The 19,454-nt window shown below is 63.5% G+C and carries 19 protein-coding genes and 1 tRNA gene; 12 read left to right on the top strand and 8 right to left on the bottom strand.

Going from position 1 to position 19,454, the window contains the following annotated elements; genetic code table 11:
* Positions 1 to 35: 35 nt before the first annotated feature.
* On the top strand, positions 36 to 1,892 hold the full coding sequence (locus tag DOD19_RS09040) for a methyl-accepting chemotaxis protein (RefSeq protein ID WP_112185200.1): 1,857 nt from the start codon (positions 36 to 38) through the stop codon (positions 1,890 to 1,892).
* Between the two features lie 74 nt (positions 1,893 to 1,966).
* Positions 1,967 to 3,784: a methyl-accepting chemotaxis protein gene (locus DOD19_RS09035; protein ID WP_112185198.1), complete on the top strand. Its 1,818-nt coding sequence runs from the start codon at positions 1,967 to 1,969 to the stop codon at positions 3,782 to 3,784.
* Between the two features lie 12 nt (positions 3,785 to 3,796).
* Here the strand turns inward: DOD19_RS09035 and DOD19_RS09030 are convergent, their stop codons facing one another.
* A complete protein-coding gene (locus tag DOD19_RS09030; protein ID WP_024976016.1) occupies positions 3,797 to 4,501 on the bottom strand; it encodes an MOSC domain-containing protein in 705 nt (234 codons plus the stop codon).
* On the bottom strand, positions 4,498 to 5,202 hold the full coding sequence (locus tag DOD19_RS09025) for a glutamine amidotransferase (protein WP_024976015.1): 705 nt from the start codon (positions 5,200 to 5,202) through the stop codon (positions 4,498 to 4,500). The genes DOD19_RS09030 and DOD19_RS09025 overlap by 4 nt, the downstream gene beginning before the upstream one ends.
* Positions 5,203 to 5,524: 322 nt before the next feature.
* On the opposite strand from DOD19_RS09025, the gene DOD19_RS09020 reads away from it, so the two are divergent.
* Together DOD19_RS09020 and DOD19_RS09015 are read left to right on the top strand one after the other, a co-directional pair.
* On the top strand, positions 5,525 to 5,920 hold the full coding sequence (locus tag DOD19_RS09020) for a hypothetical protein (RefSeq protein WP_024976014.1): 396 nt from the start codon (positions 5,525 to 5,527) through the stop codon (positions 5,918 to 5,920).
* On the top strand, positions 5,917 to 6,375 hold the full coding sequence (locus tag DOD19_RS09015) for a DUF2846 domain-containing protein (RefSeq protein WP_024976013.1): 459 nt from the start codon (positions 5,917 to 5,919) through the stop codon (positions 6,373 to 6,375). Before DOD19_RS09020 ends, DOD19_RS09015 begins: the two co-directional genes overlap by 4 nt.
* Positions 6,376 to 6,441: 66 nt before the next feature.
* Here DOD19_RS09015 and DOD19_RS09010 read toward each other — a convergent pair whose 3' ends face one another.
* Positions 6,442 to 7,254: an inositol monophosphatase family protein gene (locus DOD19_RS09010; protein WP_009238457.1), complete on the bottom strand. Its 813-nt coding sequence runs from the start codon at positions 7,252 to 7,254 to the stop codon at positions 6,442 to 6,444.
* Positions 7,255 to 7,424: 170 nt separating this feature from the next.
* Between DOD19_RS09010 and DOD19_RS09005 the strand changes: the two genes are divergently transcribed.
* Positions 7,425 to 8,273, top strand: coding sequence for an RNA methyltransferase (locus tag DOD19_RS09005; RefSeq protein ID WP_112185196.1), 849 nt, complete (start codon positions 7,425 to 7,427; stop codon positions 8,271 to 8,273).
* A 147-nt stretch (positions 8,274 to 8,420) separates the two neighbouring features.
* Positions 8,421 to 9,167 carry a serine O-acetyltransferase gene (gene cysE, locus DOD19_RS09000; protein WP_024976011.1) on the top strand — a complete coding sequence of 249 codons (747 nt, stop codon included), beginning with the start codon at positions 8,421 to 8,423 and terminating at the stop codon, positions 9,165 to 9,167.
* Positions 9,168 to 9,189: 22 nt separating this feature from the next.
* Here cysE and DOD19_RS08995 read toward each other — a convergent pair whose 3' ends face one another.
* From DOD19_RS08995 to DOD19_RS08980, 4 genes are read right to left on the bottom strand one after another with little or no spacing between them, the layout of a single operon-like run.
* On the bottom strand, positions 9,190 to 10,008 hold the full coding sequence (locus DOD19_RS08995) for a UDP-2,3-diacylglucosamine diphosphatase (protein WP_112185194.1): 819 nt from the start codon (positions 10,006 to 10,008) through the stop codon (positions 9,190 to 9,192).
* Complete coding sequence (locus DOD19_RS08990; protein ID WP_024976009.1) at positions 10,005 to 10,511, bottom strand: peptidylprolyl isomerase; 507 nt, start codon at positions 10,509 to 10,511, stop codon at positions 10,005 to 10,007. The genes DOD19_RS08995 and DOD19_RS08990 overlap by 4 nt, the downstream gene beginning before the upstream one ends.
* Before the next feature lie 29 nt (positions 10,512 to 10,540).
* Positions 10,541 to 11,122 (bottom strand): peptidylprolyl isomerase, encoded by a 582-nt coding sequence (locus DOD19_RS08985; RefSeq protein WP_024976008.1) that lies wholly within the window; start codon positions 11,120 to 11,122, stop codon positions 10,541 to 10,543.
* Positions 11,123 to 11,177: 55 nt separating this feature from the next.
* On the bottom strand, positions 11,178 to 11,828 hold the full coding sequence (locus DOD19_RS08980; protein WP_112185192.1) for a hypothetical protein: 651 nt from the start codon (positions 11,826 to 11,828) through the stop codon (positions 11,178 to 11,180).
* Between the two features lie 254 nt (positions 11,829 to 12,082).
* Here DOD19_RS08980 and cysS point away from each other — a divergent pair, with 254 nt between their 5' ends.
* The 6 genes from cysS (at position 12,083) to DOD19_RS08950 (ending at position 18,376) form a co-directional block, all read left to right on the top strand.
* Positions 12,083 to 13,474, top strand: coding sequence for a cysteine--tRNA ligase (gene cysS, locus DOD19_RS08975; RefSeq protein WP_112185190.1), 1,392 nt, complete (start codon positions 12,083 to 12,085; stop codon positions 13,472 to 13,474).
* Complete coding sequence (locus DOD19_RS08970) at positions 13,459 to 14,343, top strand: DNA-3-methyladenine glycosylase (protein WP_204360046.1); 885 nt, start codon at positions 13,459 to 13,461, stop codon at positions 14,341 to 14,343. Before cysS ends, DOD19_RS08970 begins: the two co-directional genes overlap by 16 nt.
* 86 nt (positions 14,344 to 14,429) lie before the next feature.
* Complete coding sequence (locus DOD19_RS08965) at positions 14,430 to 15,398, top strand: acetyl-CoA carboxylase carboxyltransferase subunit alpha (RefSeq protein WP_112185186.1); 969 nt, start codon at positions 14,430 to 14,432, stop codon at positions 15,396 to 15,398.
* Entirely contained in the window at positions 15,367 to 16,785 is a 1,419-nt protein-coding gene (tilS, locus tag DOD19_RS08960; RefSeq protein WP_112185184.1) for a tRNA lysidine(34) synthetase TilS, read from the top strand. Before DOD19_RS08965 ends, tilS begins: the two co-directional genes overlap by 32 nt.
* 96 nt (positions 16,786 to 16,881) lie before the next feature.
* On the top strand, positions 16,882 to 18,132 hold the full coding sequence (locus tag DOD19_RS08955; RefSeq protein WP_024976002.1) for an aspartate kinase: 1,251 nt from the start codon (positions 16,882 to 16,884) through the stop codon (positions 18,130 to 18,132).
* Positions 18,133 to 18,282: 150 nt separating this feature from the next.
* A tRNA-Ser gene (locus DOD19_RS08950) sits at positions 18,283 to 18,376 on the top strand.
* Positions 18,377 to 18,560: 184 nt separating this feature from the next.
* Here the strand turns inward: DOD19_RS08950 and fabI are convergent.
* Complete coding sequence (gene fabI / locus DOD19_RS08945) at positions 18,561 to 19,355, bottom strand: enoyl-ACP reductase FabI (RefSeq protein WP_024976001.1); 795 nt, start codon at positions 19,353 to 19,355, stop codon at positions 18,561 to 18,563.
* Positions 19,356 to 19,454 lie beyond the last annotated feature (99 nt).

Genomic DNA, 19,454 nt, shown 5'->3' with positions numbered 1-19,454 from the left:
TGGCGCTTGGCGGTTCCACATCCGGAGACTCTGGAATGAGCAAGCTCAGCTTTCGCCAAAAGCTTTGGCTGCCGCTGGTCATCAGCCTCGTCGCGCTGACCTTGATCTCGGTATTCAACGCGTATCAGGCGCGCGAGATCCGCGTGGAGGAGCGCAAGAACAACCTCGTCAGCGTGACGACCATGGCCATGAACCTGGTCAAGCAGTACGACGATCTGACCAAGAACGGCACGTTGAGCAAAGACGCCGCGCAGAAGGAGGCGCTCGACCGCTTCAAGGCGCTGCGCTACGACAAGGACGGTTACTTCACCATCACCAGCTCCAACAACGTGGTGGTTATGCACCCGATCAAGCCTGAGTTCATCGGCAAGGATCAATCCGGCTTCAAGGATGCGCAGGGCAATGCCGTCTACGTGGGCTTGACCAACGCTGCCAAAGACCCGAAGGGCGGATTTACCAGCTATGTGTGGCCGAAAGTCGGTGGCACGGAGCCGGTGCCCAAGACGGCTTTCGCGATGCGCTACGAGCCCTGGGACTGGGTCTTCTCGACCGGCGTCTACATGGATGACATCAACGCCGCGTTTATGACTTCGCTGTACCAGACTGGCGGCCTGCTGGTGCTGGTGGGTGGTTTGCTGTTGCTGCTGGGCGGCGTCGCGAACCGCAGCCTGCAGCGCACGCTTGGCGGCGACCCTGCCTATGCAGCCGATGTAGCCACCCGCATCGCCGGTGGCGACCTGACGGTCGAGATCGCCACCCGTGCCGATGACAACCACAGCCTGCTCTACGCGATGAGCCGCATGCGCGGCGCGCTGGTGCAGACCATCGGCCGCATCAAGGGCGCCTCGGAAACCATCGGCACCGCCACGCGCGAGATCGCCAGCGGCAACCTCGATCTGTCGTCGCGCACCGAACAGCAGGCCAGCTCGCTGGAAGAAACGGCTTCGGCCATGGAGCAGTTGATGTCGACCGTGCAGCAGAACGCCGACAACGCCCAGCAGGCCAACCAACTGGCCGCGTCCGCTTCGGATGTGGCCGTGCGCGGCGGCGATGTGGTGACGCGCGTGGTGGAAACCATGGGCTCGATCAACGCATCGTCGCGCAAGATCGTCGACATCATCGGCGTGATCGATGGCATCGCTTTCCAGACCAACATCCTCGCGCTGAATGCCGCGGTGGAAGCCGCCCGCGCCGGCGAGCAGGGCCGCGGCTTTGCCGTGGTGGCCGGTGAAGTGCGCAGCCTTGCGCAGCGCAGTGCCGCTGCCGCCAAGGAGATCAAGGCGCTCATCGACAATTCCGTCGTCAACGTGGATGCGGGCAGCGCGCTGGTGGAAGAGGCCGGCACGACCATGCGCGAGATTGTTGCGAGCGTGAAGCGCGTGACTGACATCGTTGGCGAGATTTCGTCCGCGAGCCAGGAACAGCGCTCGGGTATTGAAGAAGTGAGCCACGCCGTCACGCAGCTTGACGACGCCACGCAGCAGAACGCCGCGCTGGTCGAGGAAGCCGCCGCGGCCGCGCAATCGCTCGAAGAGCAGGCGGTGAGCCTGACGCAGGTGGTGGCGCAATTCCGCCTCGATGCGCACGCGCTGCGCGCTCCGACCATGGTGGCCAAGGTTGAGCCGGTTGTTGCGCCGGTCAAGCCGGTCGCAATTGCAGCGCCGGTAGCACCCAAGGGCGAAGCACCGCGCCGCGATGCCGCCAAGCCGAGCACCGATGCCGCCAAGCCCAGGCTGACCTCGCGCAAGCCGCCTGTGCTGCGCAAGGCGGCGGCCAAGCCGGTCGCCCGAGCCGAGAAGAGTGCGCCCGCACCGGCAGTCATACCGGCAAGCCTGACCAAAGCGAAGCCGCTGGTGGCCGCCGGAGACGATTCGGACTGGGAAACGTTCTGATCCGCGATTGACTTTCACCTCGTTGATTTGACGCACGCAATCGCGTGCTTGCCTGCCCGGATTCCGGAGACAAGATGGACCGCATTTTGAAGAACACCAGCGTACGCGCTGGCCTGCTGGCGATTCTGATCACCTTTGCACTGATGATCGTGGTCGGGGCGGCGGTGGGTGTGCTGGCCTTGCGCACCACCAACGCTGCCACCGAGCGCGTGCACGAGATTTCCGACCGCAGCATGCTGTTGAATGACGCGTACAAGGACATGCAGCGTGCGCGCACCGGCATGTCGCGCCTGTACAGCGTTCTGCGCGAGAACATGGATGAGGCGGCCAAGACGGCAGCGCTTGCCAGCTCCGAGAAAGGCCTGAAGAAGTCCATCGCACAGGTGGAATCATTCAAGAATGCGCCGCCTATCGAAGGTGTTGACGATTCGCTGCACCAGGCGATCGTCCAGGCCGCACAGACGCACATCGAAGCCGTGCAGCGCGCTCTCGCGGCCTTGCGCGCCGGTGATGCCGCAGCCTATGCCCCGATCAACTACAAGGACGTGACCGATACCGGTGCGGCGTGGTCGGTGCAGATCGAGAATTTCCAGCAGCTCGTCAAGAAGCTGGCCAAGGACGAGGCCGACAATGGCCGCGCGCGCTATGAAACGATCCTCAAGTTTGTGGCGCTCGGTATTGCCATGGCGCTCGCATTGATCGTGGCAGTGTTCTACGGGCTCAAGGCTTTCGTGATCACGCCGCTCAACGAAGCCGTGACCGTGCTGAGCGGTGTGGCAGAAGGCGATCTGGCCGTCCATGTCAAAACGGGTGGTCGCAATGAACTCGGCCGGCTGCTGGCCGCCGTGGGCCGCATGCGCGAGAGCCTAGTGAACACCGTGCGCCAGGTGCGCAACAGCTCGGATTCGGTCAACACCGGCGCGCACGAAATCGCCAGCGGCAACCTCGATCTGTCCACGCGTACCGAGCAGCAGTCGGCCTCGCTGGAGAAGACTGCCGCGAGCATGGAGCAGATGACCTCCACCGTGACCAACAACTCCGAGAACGCCCGTCAGGCCAGCGCGCTGGCGTCAAACGCAGCAGACCTGGCTTCGCGCGGCGGCGACGTGGTGCGCGGCGTGGTGGCCACCATGGATGACATCAGCGCGGGCTCGCGCAAGATGGCCGACATCATCGGCGTGATTGATGGCATTGCGTTCCAGACCAACATCCTGGCGCTCAACGCTGCCGTGGAGGCCGCTCGCGCCGGCGAGCAGGGTCGCGGCTTTGCCGTGGTGGCTGGCGAAGTGCGCGCGCTGGCTCAGCGCAGTGCTGCCGCGGCCAAGGAAATCAAGACGCTGATCGACGATTCGGTATCGCGCGTGCAAGCGGGCCACACGCAGGTTGCGCAGGCCGGCGAGACCATCACCGAGACCGTGGAAGCCGTACGCCGTGTCGCCAATATCGTTGAAGACATTGCTTCCGCATCGGTCGAGCAGACGCAGGGCATCCTGCAGATCGGCCAAGCCGTGACGGAAATGGAGCAGGTGACGCAGCAGAACGCTGCGCTGGTCGAACAGGCGGCCGCCGCCGCGCAGTCGCTGGAAGAGCAGGCGCAGAATCTCACGCAGGTGGTGTCGCAGTTTCGGCTGGATGGGGCAGAGACCACTGTGATGGCCGCGCAGAAACCTGAGAAGGCTGCCAAGCCTGCGGCCAAGGGCGTGACAAAGCCGGTCGGCGCGGCCAAGCCCGTGCGCGCGGCTCTGCGCAAGCGTGAACCGAAGATCGCTGCTCAGCCGGCGACGTCTGCGCCGGTCGCACCCGCCGCCGCCGTTTCTGCGCCCGCTGCCGCCCGCAAGCAACCTCTGGCCGTGGCCGGTGGCGGCTCCGACGCCGACTGGGAAACGTTCTGATCGGTTGAGAATTCAGGCATCGAGCGCTGGGCCATCGATGCGTTTGGCCCAGCTTTCCACCTCGCCGCGTGCGAGGCGGCCCTCCACCAGCTTGCGCCATGACGGCGTGAGCGGCAGCGTCAGCATGTCGGCCAGCGCCGCATGATCGAGCATGTTGCGGTAAAGCACGTCGAGCACACGCGCCAGCGGCCATTGTGGCCATGGGCGCTCGAGCCATTCCAGCGCATCGCCCGCGCGCAGTGTGCCGCCTTCCAACACCCGGTAGTACCAACCTGTGCGCCCTGTGTTTTGCACGCGGCGCGCCATGTCACGCGCGTTGAAGCGGTCGTTGAGCTTCCAGCACGGCTGACGCAGTTGCGACACTTCCAGCACCACGCTGCCTGCACGCAGGCGGTCACCCACGCAGATGTCGGTTTCGATGATGCCCGTCGTGCTCAGGTTCTCGCCGAAAGCGCCGGGCTGTGCGAGCACGGGCTGCGCGCCAATGTCCGTTTGCCAGGCCGCGTAATGGTCGAACGGGTAGTGGTGGATTGCCTTGTCGGGGCCGCCGTGCACACGCAGATCGCCTTGCTCATCACCGACAATGCCGTTGATGTCCACCTTCACTACGTCGCTCACGGGGCGCTTATCGATGGCGCTGCGCGAGCCAGGGCGCGTGTAGTCGACTGCGCGCCCGGTGAGGAGGGCGTCGATGCGGATGGGGCCGGGCAGCGTCATGCAGCCTCCGCGCGATCCAGCCAGGCGTTGAAGACCTCGCGTGCGCGTTGCGACAGGCGCCCCGCAAGCGCAGGCACCTGCGCACGCAGCGCGCGTGGGTCGATGCCTGCCGCACCGAGCTCCGCCGCATGCCCGATCAACCACGCTTCCAGCTCCTCCAGATTTGCCTCCAGATGGAATTGCAAGCCCAGGGCGTGGGTGCCAATGGCGAAGGCTTGCTCTGCGCAGACTGCCGTGAATGCCAGCCGTTGCGCGCCCGGCGGCAAGTCGTACCGGTCGCCGTGCCAGTGCAGCACCGGCGTGCCGTCGGCCAGCGGCGCAAGCGGCGAGTCTGCGCCTTCGGCCGTGAGCGTGATGGGCGCAAAGCCGATCTCCTTCACGCCCATCGGCTTGACCGCCGCACCGAGCGCCCGTGCCATCAACTGCGCCCCCAGGCAGATACCAAGCAACGGCTTGCGAGCGGCCAGACGCTGCGCGATGGCGGCGGCTTCATCGCCCACGAACGGATACGTTGCATCGTCATACGCGCCGATGGGCCCGCCCAGCACGATCAGCAAATCGACCGCGGCCATGTCGTCGGCCGGCACGGGTTGTACGCCCACGTCCACGGTGCGCACCGTGTAGCCGCGCGCTTCCAGCAGCGGCTGCAGGATGCCGAGATGCTCGAACGGAACGTGGCGCAGGGCGAGGGCGGTTTTCATGGCTTGCGATGGCGGTTGAAGGCGAAGCACATTGTGAATGACGGGCGCGGCTCGCAAAACCCGTGTGGGTGGCGAGGGTTTGTCTCTGGGCTTGGGGAGCTGCGGGTGTGACCGCGGTGGCGCCCTGCGCCCAGCGTGAAAGGGTCGACGGCATCGGCTCTGACATACCGACTAAGTGTTGCTTATATCGGTTGTTAGTAACGTGCATTGCAACCCCCACGAAAAACCTCATTCGAGGGGATGCCAGTCTCGCGTCATCTTATTAAGATCGCTTCCCACAGAGTGCCGCCTCGGTACCGATAAGAAAATTCTGGAGGGAGTTGTGCGAAAGCCAATGCTGCATTGGGCTATGGCATGCATTGCCGTGGCTTGCCTGGGCGCCTGCGCGCCGATGGTATCTACCGCGCCAGCCGCGCTGGCCACCGACAGCGGGACCGGGCCGTCGCGGATTCAACTGAAATCGGCAACAGAGATCCGCCTGGAGACTGGTTATACACGCATGCTTGCGGCCGGCTCAAACTGGCAGCGGGTCGGTACGCTGCCGCAAGGTGCCGTCTACCGCCCAGTCGGTACGATCTTCACGATTGAAGGCCGACAAGTCCATGAGGCCTATCTCGTCATTGCCGGTCAACGTCTGGTCGGGTTCTACCTGCCCGGTGAGCAGGCGTTCTCCCCGCTTTCCACGGCTGTATCCATCACAACAGGAGAATCACAATGAAGGGAGTTTTGCGCGCATTGGCTTCGGCCATCGGTATCACGGTTCTGATGGCAGGTTGTGCCTCAGGCGTGAAGTATTCCGAGATGGCTTCGTCGATTCCGACGATCAAGCAGGATCAGGGACGCGTGTACTTCTTCCGCTCGTCGTCGCTGATGGGCGCGGCACTGCAGCCGGACATCAAGCTGAACAACGAAGTGGTCGGTCAATCCAAACCGGGCGGCTTCTTCTTCGTTGACCGACCGGCTGGGAAGTATGTCGTGTCAACGGCCACCGAGACCGAGAAGACGCTGAGCTTCGCGCTGGACGCCGGTGAGACAAAGTACGTGCGCACGTCGCCGTCGCTGGGTCTGATTGTCGGTCGCGTGGTGCCGGAGCTTGAAACACCGGAAAAGGCACAGGCCGAACTTCCGTCGTTGAGCTTTGCGCCCAATCAGCCGCCGGTCGCCAAGAAGTAAGCCGGAAGGTGAAAAAAAGCCCGCTTCGCGCGGGCTTTTTTATTGGCAGCTACCGGTTAGCAGCGATCAAGCCTCAGCCTTCGACCGCGAGAACGGCGAGGTGAACTTGATCATCTGCACGAAGGCCTTCGGATTACCGGCCAGGATTTCGCCCTGGTCAAGGTAGCCCGATTCGCCGGTGTAGTTGCCCACCAGACCGCCCGATTCCGTCACGAGCAGCGAGCCGGCTGCCATGTCCCACTTGCTCAGGCCCTGCTCGAAGAAACCATCGAGGCGGCCGCAGGCGACGTAGGCGAGGTCAAGCGCGGCGGCGCCTGGGCGACGCAGGCCGGCGCAGTTTTCCGTCATGGTCGCAAACAGGCGGGTGTAGTCGTACAGGCCTTCCAGATCGCGGTAGGGGAAACCGGTGCCGATCAGGCAGTCGGCCAGCTTGTCGCGACGCGTGACGCGGATGCGGCGGTTGTTCAGGAACGCGCCGGCGCCCTTGGAGGCGGTGAAGAGTTCGTCGCGCGTCGGGTCGTACACCACGGCCTGGGTGACGACGCCACGCTGCATCAGCGCGATCGACACGCCATATTGCGGGAAGCCGTGGATGAAGTTGGTGGTGCCGTCCAGCGGGTCGATCACCCAGACGTTTTCGCTGGCGGTTTCGCCGTCGGCCCAGGATTGGCCGGACTCTTCCGCTAGAATCGCGTGATCGGGGTAGGCAGTCTTGATGACTTCGATGATCGCCGCTTCAGCTGCGCGGTCGACTTCGGTGACGAAATCGTTGTGTTGTTTGCGCTCGGTGCGCAGGCTATCGACGTCGAAGGACGCGCGGTTGATGACGGTGCCGGCCTTGCGAGCAGCCCGGACGGCGATATTGAGCATCGGATGCATGTGGGATCTCCGCGCCTGGCGCGCCGATTTTTCGGAAGCGGCCGCAGGCGAAACAACACAACGAATTGTAGAAGAACGAGCGGCGGGCCAATCTCGCGATCCTGCCCGCCGTCAAAAGAGTGGCCGTATTGTATATGAACCCCGCCCCAGGCGCCCCGCGAATTGCGCCAATGAGCACGTCGAACACAACTCCTACCGACCCGGAAACGCTGCGCCAGCGCGCCGCGCGGTGCCGTTTCGTGCTGGTCGAGACCAGCCATCCCGGCAATGTCGGCTCCACGGCACGTGCGCTCAAGACGATGGGGTTCGGCGAGCCCGGCAGCTTCTTGCTCGTGCGCCCGCGCGAGCCCGACGCCCAACGCCACGCCGATGCCGTTGCCATGGCAAGCGGCGCCGACGATGTGCTGGCCGCCGCCCGCGTGGTCGACGACGTTGGCGAGGCGCTGGCCGGTGCCTCGCTCACCATTGCGCTCACCGCCCGCCCGCGCGAATTCGGGCCGCGTCGCATCGGCCCGCGTGCCGCTGCAGAAGAAGCGGCCGCATTGCTGGCCGCCCCGGACACCACCGTCGCTTTCGTCTTCGGCAACGAGCGATTTGGTTTGCCCAACGAGGTGGTGGAGCGTTGCCACGTGGTCACGCACATCCCTGCCAACCCGGCGTATGCCTCGTTGAACCTGTCGCAGGCGGTGCAGTTGATTGCGTACGAAGTGCGTATGGCGCTGCTGGCCGGCACCGGTACGGGGGACACCCGCATGGAAGGCGTCGGCTTTGTCGGTGAGCCGGCCACCGCCGAGCAGATCGACGGAATGTTCGAACATCTGGAGCAGGGTCTTGTTGAGATTGGCTTTCTCGACCCCGCCCAGCCGAAAAAGCTGATGCCGCGCCTGCGACGTCTGTTTGCCCGCACGCAGTTGGAGGCTGAAGAAGTCAACATCCTGCGCGGGATCGCCAAGCGCATGCTCGGCCGCCACGCCGAAGCAGCCACGCCGCCCACCGGCGCAGCCGACGACTGTCGCTGATCACCTTGAACGCCGCCCGTTGTTGATCAAAACGGGCGGCATCCCCTGCATGTCTGGTTAAAACCCTTGCCGCAGCGCGGTAAGTCAATGCCTTACACTGCCCTCAGCGCATTGCGCACATAGATATAACGATCCACACACCTCAAGATGTTCACACGCATTCGCGAAGATATCGGCGCCATCATGGAGCGAGACCCGGCCGCACGCAGCCGCTGGGAAGTGCTGACCTGCTACCCAGGTCTGCACGCCATCATCGTCCATCGGATCGCGCATGCGTGTTGGCACGGCGGCTTCCGACTGCTGGGGCGGTGGTTCTCTCACCTTGGCCGCTTCCTCACAGGCATCGAGATCCACCCCGGCGCGACAATTGGCCGGCGCGTGTTCATCGACCACGGCATGGGCGTCGTCATTGGCGAGACGGCCGAAATTGGTGACGACTGCACGATCTACCAGGGCGTCACGCTGGGCGGCACGTCGCTCTACAAGGGCGCCAAGCGGCATCCGACGCTCGGCAAGGGCGTGGTGGTGAGCGCGGGTGCCAAGGTGCTCGGCGGCTTTGTCATCGGGGATGGGGCGCGTGTTGGGTCCAACGCGGTCGTGCTCAAGCCGGTGCCGCCGGGCGCAACGGCGGTTGGCATTCCAGCGCGCATCATCGAACGCGATGTCGCTACCGAGGCCCGGTCTGCGCTCAAGCAGGAGTTTTCTGCTTACGGCATCACGCCGGATGCGGACGATCCGGTATCGCTGGCGCTCAAACGGCTGATCGACCACAGCGAGCTTCAGCAGGAGCGCATCGAGTCGATTCTTTCTGCACTCGATCGGCTGGGCGCACACCTGGAAAACTCGCCGAACGATCCGTTCGATGCCAGCGAACTGAAGCGGATGCTCAAGTAAGCAAAGGGCCGGTGGCGACAGCTTATGTCGTCACTTGCTCGACCGTCAGCGCGCCGTCTTGCAGTTTGAGGAAACTGCCGCGCGGTTGCGCTTGATCGAAATCCCAGTCGGAAAGTACCCAGCGGCAGCCGCTCGGCTCGTGATGCAATTGCGGTCGGTGCGTGTGGCCGTGGATCAGCGTGGATGTGTTTGATGCCTTGAGCAGCGCGTCCACCGCTTCGGGAGCGACGTCGCCCATCATCGCGGCGGCGCGGGGCTCGCCGGCGACATTGGCGGATATGGCGCGGCCGGCTTCGCTCTCTGCGCGCATCTTCTGCGCGATCTTCAGCCGCCAGCGCAGCGGCATCGACAGAAATATCCGCTGCACCCAGCGCTTGCGCGTCCAGTGGCGAAAGCGCATGTAGGCCGTGTCGCGCGTGCAGAGGGCGTCGCCGTGGGCAAGCACGATGCGCTGGCCATCATCCGCTTCCAGCACGGTGGGATCAGGTAGCAGCGTAGCGTGCGCGGCGTTCAAGAAGCGCTTGCCGAGCAGGAAGTCGCGATTGCCATGCATGAACAGCACGCGCGTGCCGGCCGCTGAAAGCTCTGCGAGCAGGCCGGCGATGTGCTGGTGGAACGGATCAGCCAATTCTTCATCGCCGACCCAGTATTCGAAGAAGTCACCCAGGATGACGAGTGTGCGTGCCTCGCGGGCGCGTGTGCGCAGGAAGCGCTCGAACGCGGCGGCGGTGGCCGGCATGCTGGCCGTCAGGTGCAGATCCGAAATAAAAAACACCGGCCCGGAAACCCGGACCGGTGTCTTCAGCGCGGAGGCCTGTGAGGCGTGCGCTGCGTCGATCATTCGATCACTTCGGCGCTTTCGATGATGACGTCTTCCATCGGCACGTCCTGGTGGAAGCCGCGGTTGCCCGTGCGCACCGAGCGGATCTTGTCGACCACGTCCATGCCTTCGGTCACCTTGCCGAACACCGCGTAGCCCCAGCCTTGCGGCGTCGGGGAGGTGTGGTTCAGGAAGTCGTTGTCGACCGTGTTGATGAAAAACTGAGCGGTGGCCGAGTGCGGATCGTTGGTGCGTGCCATGGCAATGGCACCGCGCTCATTCTTCAGGCCGTTGTTGGCTTCGTTGTCGATCGGCGCCTTGGTGGGCTTCTGGTTCATCTTTTCGCCCGGCTCAAAGCCGCCGCCCTGGATCATGAAGCCCTTGATGACGCGGTGGAACACCGTGCCGTTGTAGTGGCCATCCTTCACATAGGCGACGAAGTTGGCAACCGACTTGGGTGCTTTCTCAGCGTCCAGCGCCAGGGTGATGTCGCCGTGGTTGGTGTGCAGCTTGACTTGGGTCATAGTGAATTCCTTGGGTGGGGCAAAAAGCGTTACTTGGAGACGACGGTGGCCGATTCAATCACGATCGGCTTCACAGGCACATTCTGGTGCGGGAACTTGGTGGTGGTTTCCACCGCCTTGATCTTGTCGATGGTGTCGGTGCCATCGACCACCTTGCCAAAGACGGTATAGCCGTAACCGTCCTGACCAGGGTAGTTGAGCATGTTGTTATCCACCACGTTCACGTAGAACTGCGCGGTGGCGGAGTTCGGGTCCATGGTGCGCGCCATGGCGATCGTGTACTTGTCGTTCTTCAGACCGTTCTTCGATTCGATTTCGACCGGCGGGCGAGTGTCCTTCTGTTTCATGTCGGCCGTGAAGCCGCCGCCCTGGATCATGAAGCCATCCATCACGCGGTGGAAGATCGTGCCCTTGTAAAAGCCGTCCTTCACGTATTGCAGGAAGTTGGCGACCGTCTTGGGTGCCTTGTCCGGATACACCTCAACGGTGAAGTTACCCATCGACGTCTTGAACTGGACGCGTGGCGCGGACGCGGTGGCTGCCGTGGCTGCGGTGGCGGTTACGGCCAGTGCACACACGAGCCCGGCAAAGAGGGAGCGAATACGGAGCATGGTCAGAAAGAGAGAACTGGGGGGTGGGAAAAGCAGGATCGGCCGCGTCTTCTTCTTATTGACGCTTCGCCGGCTTGGCACTCACGCCGCTGGCTGCAGGCAGCGTGGTCGTGGCGGGTTTGGACGCAGGGTGCACGCCCGGCAGATCGGGCAGGGCATCCAGACGCGCGCGCGCGGCTGCATTCTTGGGGTTCAGCTTGATCGCGCTCTGATACGACTGCGCGGCCAGGCGGACGTAGACGTCACCAAGGTTGGATTGCGCCAGCGCATTTTCCGGCGCCACGCGGTTCGCCATGATCAGGCTGTCGCGGGCGCGGAGCAGTTCGCCGCGCTCGGCATACAACGCAGCCAAATTGATATAGGGCTCGGGCAGTTCCGGAAAGTCCTGCGTCATCTGGCTGAAGGCGACGATGGCATCGTCGGCGCGGCCCAGGCCGGCCAGTGCCACGCCGCGCTGGAAGCGTGCCTGCGCGTTGCGCGGCTGGGAGGCGACGTCCTTGTCCAGCTCGGCCAGTGCCTCGGTGTATTGCTTCTTGGCCAACGCGTCGTCGATACGCTTCTGGCGCGCGACCTGCGGCGCTTGCTGCGTGCTGGGCATCAAATCGGCCGGCAAGGCGAAGCCGGCGGTCTGGGCGAAGGCCGGTGCCGCCGACATGGCAAGCAGGCAAGCCAGGGTTGCAGCGGTCTGACGCAGCGGTCTGTTCATGAGAATCGGTTCCGTTATACTCCGCCGCATTCTAACAAACCGTCTTTGTGCGCAGCAGCGGCCTTGCGCGCCGGGGGAGGTTCTTGACGGGGAGCATGCCAGACGCACAGGCAGGCCGCCTCGTCAGCGCAGTTCCGGTAAGATATGCCGCTAGTTTTGCAGGCGCCGCGCCGGCGCCGATTGCCTCCAATTTGGTCCGCCCCGCAACGTTGTACCTCGCATGCGCGGCGCGCTGAGTCTCCCGACACCGCTTCATGGAATCACTCAAGATCTACAACACGCTCGCGCGTGAGAAACAGACGTTCGTCCCCATCGAGCCCGGCCGCGTGCGCATGTACGTATGCGGGATGACGGTGTACGACTACTGTCACGTCGGGCATGCGCGGGTCATGGTGGTGTTCGACATGGTGCAGCGTTGGCTGCGCGCGGCAGGTTACGAGGTGACCTACGTGCGCAACATCACCGACATCGACGACAAGATCATCAAGCGTGCGGTCGAGAACGGCGAGACGATGAGTGCGCTCACCGGCCGCTTCATCGCCGCCATGCACGAAGACGCCGATGCGCTGGGCGTGCAGCGCCCCGACCACGAGCCCCGCGCCACTGAATACGTGCCGCAGATGCTGAGCATGATCGGCAGGCTGCAGACGAATGGCCTCGCCTATCAGGCTACCGACGGCGACGTGAACTACGCGGTGCGCAAGTTCCCCGGTTACGGCAAGCTCTCGGGCAAGTCGCTCGAAGACCTGCGTGCCGGCGAGCGTGTGGCAGCCAACGATGCCAAGCAGGATCCGCTCGACTTCGTGCTGTGGAAATCCGCCAAGGCTGACGAGCCTGCTGAGTCGCGCTGGGCCTCGCCGTGGGGGGAGGGCCGCCCAGGCTGGCATATCGAGTGCTCCGCGATGAGCTGCGAACTGCTGGGCGAACATTTCGACCTGCACGGCGGCGGCGCCGATCTGCAGTTCCCGCACCATGAAAACGAGATCGCCCAGTCCGAAGGCGCGACCGGCAAGACGTTCGTCAACACGTGGATGCACAACGGCTTCGTGCGCGTGAATGACGAGAAGATGTCGAAGTCGCTCGGCAACTTCTTCACCATCCGTGACGTGCTGAAGGTGTACGACGCGGAGGTCATGCGTTTCTTCATCCTGCGCTCGCACTATCGGAGCGACTTGAATTACAGCGACGCGCACCTTGACGACGCGCGCCATGCGCTTACGCGCCTGTACACCGCGCTGAAGGATGTGCCCGCCGCTGCGGGCGCAAAGCCGGACTGGAGCGAGTCGCACGGCAAGCGCTTCCTCGAAGAGATGAACGACGACTTCAACACGCCGGTTGCCGTGTCGGTGCTGTTTGAGCTGGCGAGCGAAGTGAACAAGACGCGCTCGCCCGAGCTGGCCAACCAACTGGCTGCGCTGGCCGGTGTGCTGGGCCTGCTGGGCCGCGATCCGCACGCGTTCCTGCAGGGCGGCGTGTCGGCCGATGGCTTGGACGCCGCAGAAGTGGAAGCGCGTATCGAAGAGCGTCGCGCGGCCAAGGCTGCCCGCGATTTCGCCCGCGCCGATGCCATCCGTGCCGAGTTGCTTGCCGCCGGCATCGTTCTGGAAGACAAACCGGGTGGCTTGACCGAATGGAGACGCGCATGAACGCGGTGGCCAAGAAAGCCAACGTAGTGCGCAGCACCGCCGCCAAGAAAGCGCCGGCGGTGAAGGTGCCGGCTGCCAAAAAAGCGGTCGCCAGGAAAGTCGACGGGGTGGCGAGCAAGACGGTCGTTGCCAAGAGCGCGCCGATCAAGGCCACCAAGGCGCCGGCCAAACGCGCGCCTGTGAGCAAGGTACCGCTGCCTGAAACGCTCGCCACCAACGAGGCGCTGCCTGTGTCGGCGGAAGTGGTGCTTTCGGGCCCGCCCGAATACTGGCAAGAAGCTTGCGCAGACCTAATGAAGCGTGACCGTATCCTGCGCAAGATCATCCCGACGTATGGTCCGGCGCACTTGGCTTCCCGCGGCGACCCGTTCGTCACGCTGGCGCGGTCGATTGTCGGGCAGCAGATTTCGGTCAAGGCAGCGCAGTCGGTGTGGGAACGGGTCGTGGCTGTGTGCCCGAAGCTCGTGCCTGCGCAGTTTTTGCGCGCCGGCCAGGAGAAGCTGGCGGGTTGCGGCCTGTCCAAGCGCAAGGCGGAATACATCCTTGACTTGGCCGATCACTTTCGTAACGGCACCGTGCACGTCGCCAAATGGGCCGAGATGGAAGATGAGGATGTGATTGCTGAGTTGACGCAAATCCGGGGCATCGGTCGATGGACGGCCGAGATGTTCCTGATGTTCAACCTGATGCGTCCGAATGTGCTGCCGCTGGACGACATCGGACTCATCAACGCGATTTCACAGAATTATTTCAGTGGCGAACCCGTCACTCGCAGCGAAGCGCGGGAAGTTGCCGCCAACTGGGAACCTTGGCGCACCGTGGCGACTTGGTATATGTGGCGCAGCCTCGATACGGCAACCACCTATTGAGCTGTTCATTTCGATGAAACGGAGCGCGTCGCCGGGCGGTCAAAATCCGGTAGAATGCGCGCCTTCAAGAGCCTTTCAGAAGATCCATGAAAACAACCTTCCTGGAGTTCGAGCAGCCGATCGCAGAACTTGAGGCGAAGATCGAAGAACTTCGCTTCGTGCAAGACGATTCCGCTGTCGACATTTCTGAAGAAATTTCCCGCCTGGCTTCGAAAAGCCAGCAGCTCACCAAAGATCTGTACGCCAACCTGACGCCATGGCAGGTCGCGCAGATCGCCCGACACCCGCAGCGTCCATACACGCTCGATTACGTCCGCGAGATCTTCACCGACTTCCACGAACTGCACGGTGATCGCACTTTCGCCGATGATTTGTCGATCGTGGGCGGTCTGGCGCGCTTCAATGGTCAACCTTGCATGGTGATCGGTCACCAGAAGGGCCGCGACACGAAGGAGCGCGCGCTGCGCAACTTCGGCATGTCCAAGCCCGAGGGTTACCGTAAGGCCAAGCGCCTGATGGAGCTGGCGGACAAGTTCGGCCTGCCGATCTTCACGTTCGTCGATACGCCGGGCGCATTCCCAGGCATTGATGCGGAAGAGCGCGGTCAATCCGAAGCCATCGGTCACAACCTGTTTGTGATGGCCGGCCTGAAGGTGCCCCTGATCGCCACCATCATCGGTGAAGGCGGTTCGGGCGGCGCACTGGCCATCGCCATGGGCGATTCCGTGATCATGCTGCAGTTCGCGACGTACGCTGTGATCTCGCCGGAAGGCTGCGCATCGATCCTGTGGAAGACCGCAGAGAAGGCACCGGAAGCCGCTGAGGCACTGGGTCTGACCGCGCATCGTCTGAAGGCTCTGGGCCTGATCGACAAGATCGTCAACGAGCCGCTGGGCGGCGCACACCGTGATCCGAAGAACATGGCGACGATGCTCAAGCGCGCGCTGGCCGAATCGCTGCGCCAGTTCCAGGGCATGAAGACATCGGAACTCCAGACGCGCCGTCACGAGCGCCTGATGGCTTATGGCAAGTTCAAGGAAACCGAAGTTCGCTGATTCGTCGGCTGAGCTCGTCAACAAGGTCGCACAACGCGTTGCCGCGTGTGCGGCCTTTGTTGCTTCTGGCGGGGCCGAAGCGCCAATCGTGGCGATTGCCCTGTCGGGCGGGCGCGATTCCGCCGCGCTGCTGCACGCAAGTGCTGCGTGGCGTGATTCGGGCGCACGCGTGCAGCTCGTTGCACTGCATATCCATCACGGTTTGCAGGCCGATGCCGATGTCTGGGAATGCGCCTGCCAACGCATGGCAGAAGCAGCTGGCGTCGCGTTTCATGCACGTCGCGTCCATGTGGCGGTCGATGCGGGGCAGGGCGTTGAGCAAGCGGCGCGCGAAGCCCGATACGCCGCGCTCGAAGCGCTTTGCGCGGAAACAGGCGCCTCCATTCTGCTGACGGCGCATCATCAGGATGACCAAGCCGAAACGGTGCTGCTGCAATTGATGCGCGGCGCTGGCCTCGACGGCCTCGCAGCCATGCCGATGGCTCGGGCGGGCACTGTTACATTGCTGCGTCCGTGGATCGATGCGCCGCGCAGCGAGATCGAGCTGTACGCACATACGCACGCGCTCAGCTGGGTCGAGGATCCGTCCAACACCGACGCACGCTACGCACGGAATGCGTTGCGTCCGCTGCTTGTGGGCATGGCGGATCATTTCCCGGCGTATCGCGAAGCGCTTTCGCGCAGCGCGACGCATCTGGCGGATGCGGCCGCGCTGATCGACGAGATTGCACGGGCCGATTTGATGCAGATCGCTTCCGCGGATGGCCTGGATGTGGTGGCGTTGATTGCGCTGTCCGAGCCGCGCCAGCGTGCGGTGCTGCGAGCGTGGTTGGCGGAAGCGGGCATGCGTGCGCTGTCGAGTCGGCGCCTCGAGGATCTGCGTACGCAACTGATTGATGCGCGAGACGACGGTGCGCTGCGCATTCAATTGCCGACGGGGGAAGTCAGGCGCTACCGCGGCGTTGCATGGCTCGACGCTGGCGCCAACGATGCATCGGAGCCGGTCGCGGTACCCATTGGGGCGACGCAGTTCGAGCCGGTGCATCGAACTGAGCAACGCGTGAATGTGGCCGCATGGGGTGGGGCGCTGCTGTTTGCCCCCGTGGCAAGCGATGGCATTGCGGTGCAAACCTTGCAGGCGCCGCTGTCGCTGGAGTCCCGCCGCGGTGGAGAACGTATCGTACTGCGCCCTGGGGGGCCGTCCCGCGCGCTCAAACAGGCGTATCAGGAGGCCGGCATTCCTGCCTGGGGACGCCAGCGTTTGCCGCTCCTGTATGCGGGCGAAGTGCTCGTATTTGCGGCGGGGTTGGGGATGAACCGGGCGGCCACGCATGGCGGCGCTGGCTGGGAAATCACGTGGTCAGCGACGGGGGGGAGTGCCTCCTGACACACATCGTCACTGGCGGATTGCTTGCCGATCGATGCAAATTGCTGTATTTTCAAAGGCTTTTGCACCGCTCCGCCTCCTCCAGATCTTTCCAAGATGGCTCTCATCGTTCACAAATACGGTGGCACCTCGATGGGTTCGGTTGAACGCATCAAGAATGTCGCCAAGCGCGTTGCCAAGTGGCACCGTGCAGGTCACCAGATCGTGGTCGTTCCGTCGGCCATGTCTGGCGAAACCAATCGCCTGCTGGGCATGGCCAAAGAGATTTCGGCCCAGCCCGACCCGCGTGAACTCGACATGATTGCCTCGACCGGCGAGCAGGTGAGCGTGGGTCTGTTGGCCATCGCGCTGCACGCCGAAGGCATCGATGCCCGCAGCTACACGGGCTGGCAAGTGCCGGTGAAGACCGATTCGGCCTACACCAAGGCACGCATCCAGTCGATCGACGATGAGCGCGTGCGCGCTGATTTGGACGCCGGTCGCGTGGTCGTCATTACCGGCTTCCAGGGTATCGACGGCGAAGGCCACATCACCACGCTGGGCCGTGGTGGTTCGGATACCTCGGCCGTGGCGGTTGCCGCGGCGCTCGAAGCCGACGAATGCCTGATCTACACCGACGTCGACGGCGTGTACACGACCGACCCGCGCGTGGTGGACGACGCCCGTCGCCTGGACAAGATCACCTTCGAAGAGATGCTGGAAATGGCCAGCCTTGGGTCCAAGGTGCTGCAGATTCGCTCGGTGGAGTTTGCCGGCAAGTACCGCGTGAAGACCCGCGTGCTGTCGTCGCTGACCGACCCGCTGATGCCGCTCGACGTCGAGATGAACTCGGGCACGCTGATTACTTTTGAGGAAGATTCGAACATGGAAGCCGCCGCCATTTCCGGCATCGCCTTTGCCCGCGACGAAGCCAAGATCACCGTGATCGGTGTGCCGGACAAGCCTGGCATCGCTTATCAGATCCTGGGCCCGGTCGCCGATGCCAATATCGACGTCGACATGATCATCCAGAACCAGTCGGTGGAAGGTAAGACGGACTTTACCTTTACCGTGCCGCGTGGCGAATACCAGCGCGCCCTGGCGATCCTGAACGACAGCGTGAAGGCGCATATTGGTGCGGCCAGCGTGTCGGGCGACCCGAAGGTATCGAAGGTTTCGGTGGTGGGTGTGGGCATGCGCTCGCACGTGGGTATCGCCAGCAAGATGTTCCGCACGCTGTCGGAAGAGGGCATCAACATCCAGATGATCTCCACCTCGGAAATCAAGATCTCGGTGCTGATCGATGAGAAGTACATGGAGCTGGCCGTGCGCGCGCTCCACAAGGCGTTCGAGCTGGATCAGGCGTAATCGGCTGAGCTGGCACCGGATGGCCGGGGTGGCGACCCCAAGGGGCCACAGATTCTCACCGCGTGTCATGCAGTTGTCGTTGACCGGGTGGGGTGAAGTGGCTAGAATACGCGCTTCGTTGCACGGGCTCCTTCGTGCGACGCAAGTTTGGGAGACGTGGCCGAGAGGTCGAAGGCACTCCCCTGCTAAGGGAGCATCCGGGCCAAAACCTGGATCGAGGGTTCGAATCCCTCCGTCTCCGCCAGTTTGGCGCTTCTCGCGGGAAGTGCACACAACAGGCGGATGCGAGTTGAGCTGACGTGACGGCTCGCATTGCACTGCACGTCAAAAAGCCCGCATGGTTTGCGCCATGCGGGCTTTTTCTTTGTCTGCTCCGCACGCGTGCGCCTTCCTAAGATGGCGCGCGCATGCGTTAGTGCATTAACGCATCAGCCTTGGCCGACGACGTCCGGCACACCGGCGGTCACGTTGAAGCCACAGTCCACGTACGTGATCTCGCCAGTCATACCGCTGGCCAGATCCGACAGCAGGAACGCCGCCACGTTGCCAACCTCCTCGATGGTGACGTTACGGCGCAGTGGTGCCACGTCTTCCATGTATTTGAGCAGTTTGCCGAAATCCTTGATGCCGGATGCAGCAAGCGTCTTGATCGGACCCGCCGAGATGCCGTTGGCGCGGATGCCCTTCGGACCCAGAGCGCTGGCCAGGTAACGCACGCTCGCTTCGAGCGACGCCTTGGCCAGGCCCATCGTGTTGTAGTTTGGGACCACGCGCTCAGCACCCAGGTAGGTCAGGGCGAGGAGCGAAGCATTGGGCGAGAGCATCGGCAGCGCGGCCTTCGCCAGCGCGGGGAAGCTATACGCCGAGATGTCGTGCGCGATGCGGAATGATTCGCGCGACAGGCCGTCCATGAAGTTGCCGGCAATCGCTTCGCGCGGCGCAAAGCCGATCGAGTGCACGAGGCCGTCGAAGTGGTCCCAGTGCTGGCCGAGATCTTCGAAGACCTTGGCGATCTGCTCATCGCTGCCGACGTCGCAATCGAACACCAGCTTGCTGTCGAACTCGGTGGCGAATTCCGTAATGCGGTCTTTAAAGCGTTCGCCGACGTAGGTGAAGGCCAGTTCCGCGCCTTCGCGCTTGCACGCACTGGCGATGCCGTAGGCGATCGAGCGGTTGGACAGAAGGCCGGTAATCAGAATGCGCTTGCCAGCGAGGAATCCCATGGTTTCTCCGTACAAATGTGGGGCAACGTCGCGCCCGTATGTTGCCGTGGTTACTCGTCACTGCGGTGACGCAGCGGCGGTATCCGGGGCGCGAGGCAA

Origin of the sequence: Ralstonia sp. GX3-BWBA (assembly GCF_003290055.1) — a bacterium.
Lineage (GTDB): Bacteria > Pseudomonadota > Gammaproteobacteria > Burkholderiales > Burkholderiaceae > Ralstonia > Ralstonia holmesii.
This window is presented reverse-complemented; position numbering and strand designations above follow the sequence as displayed.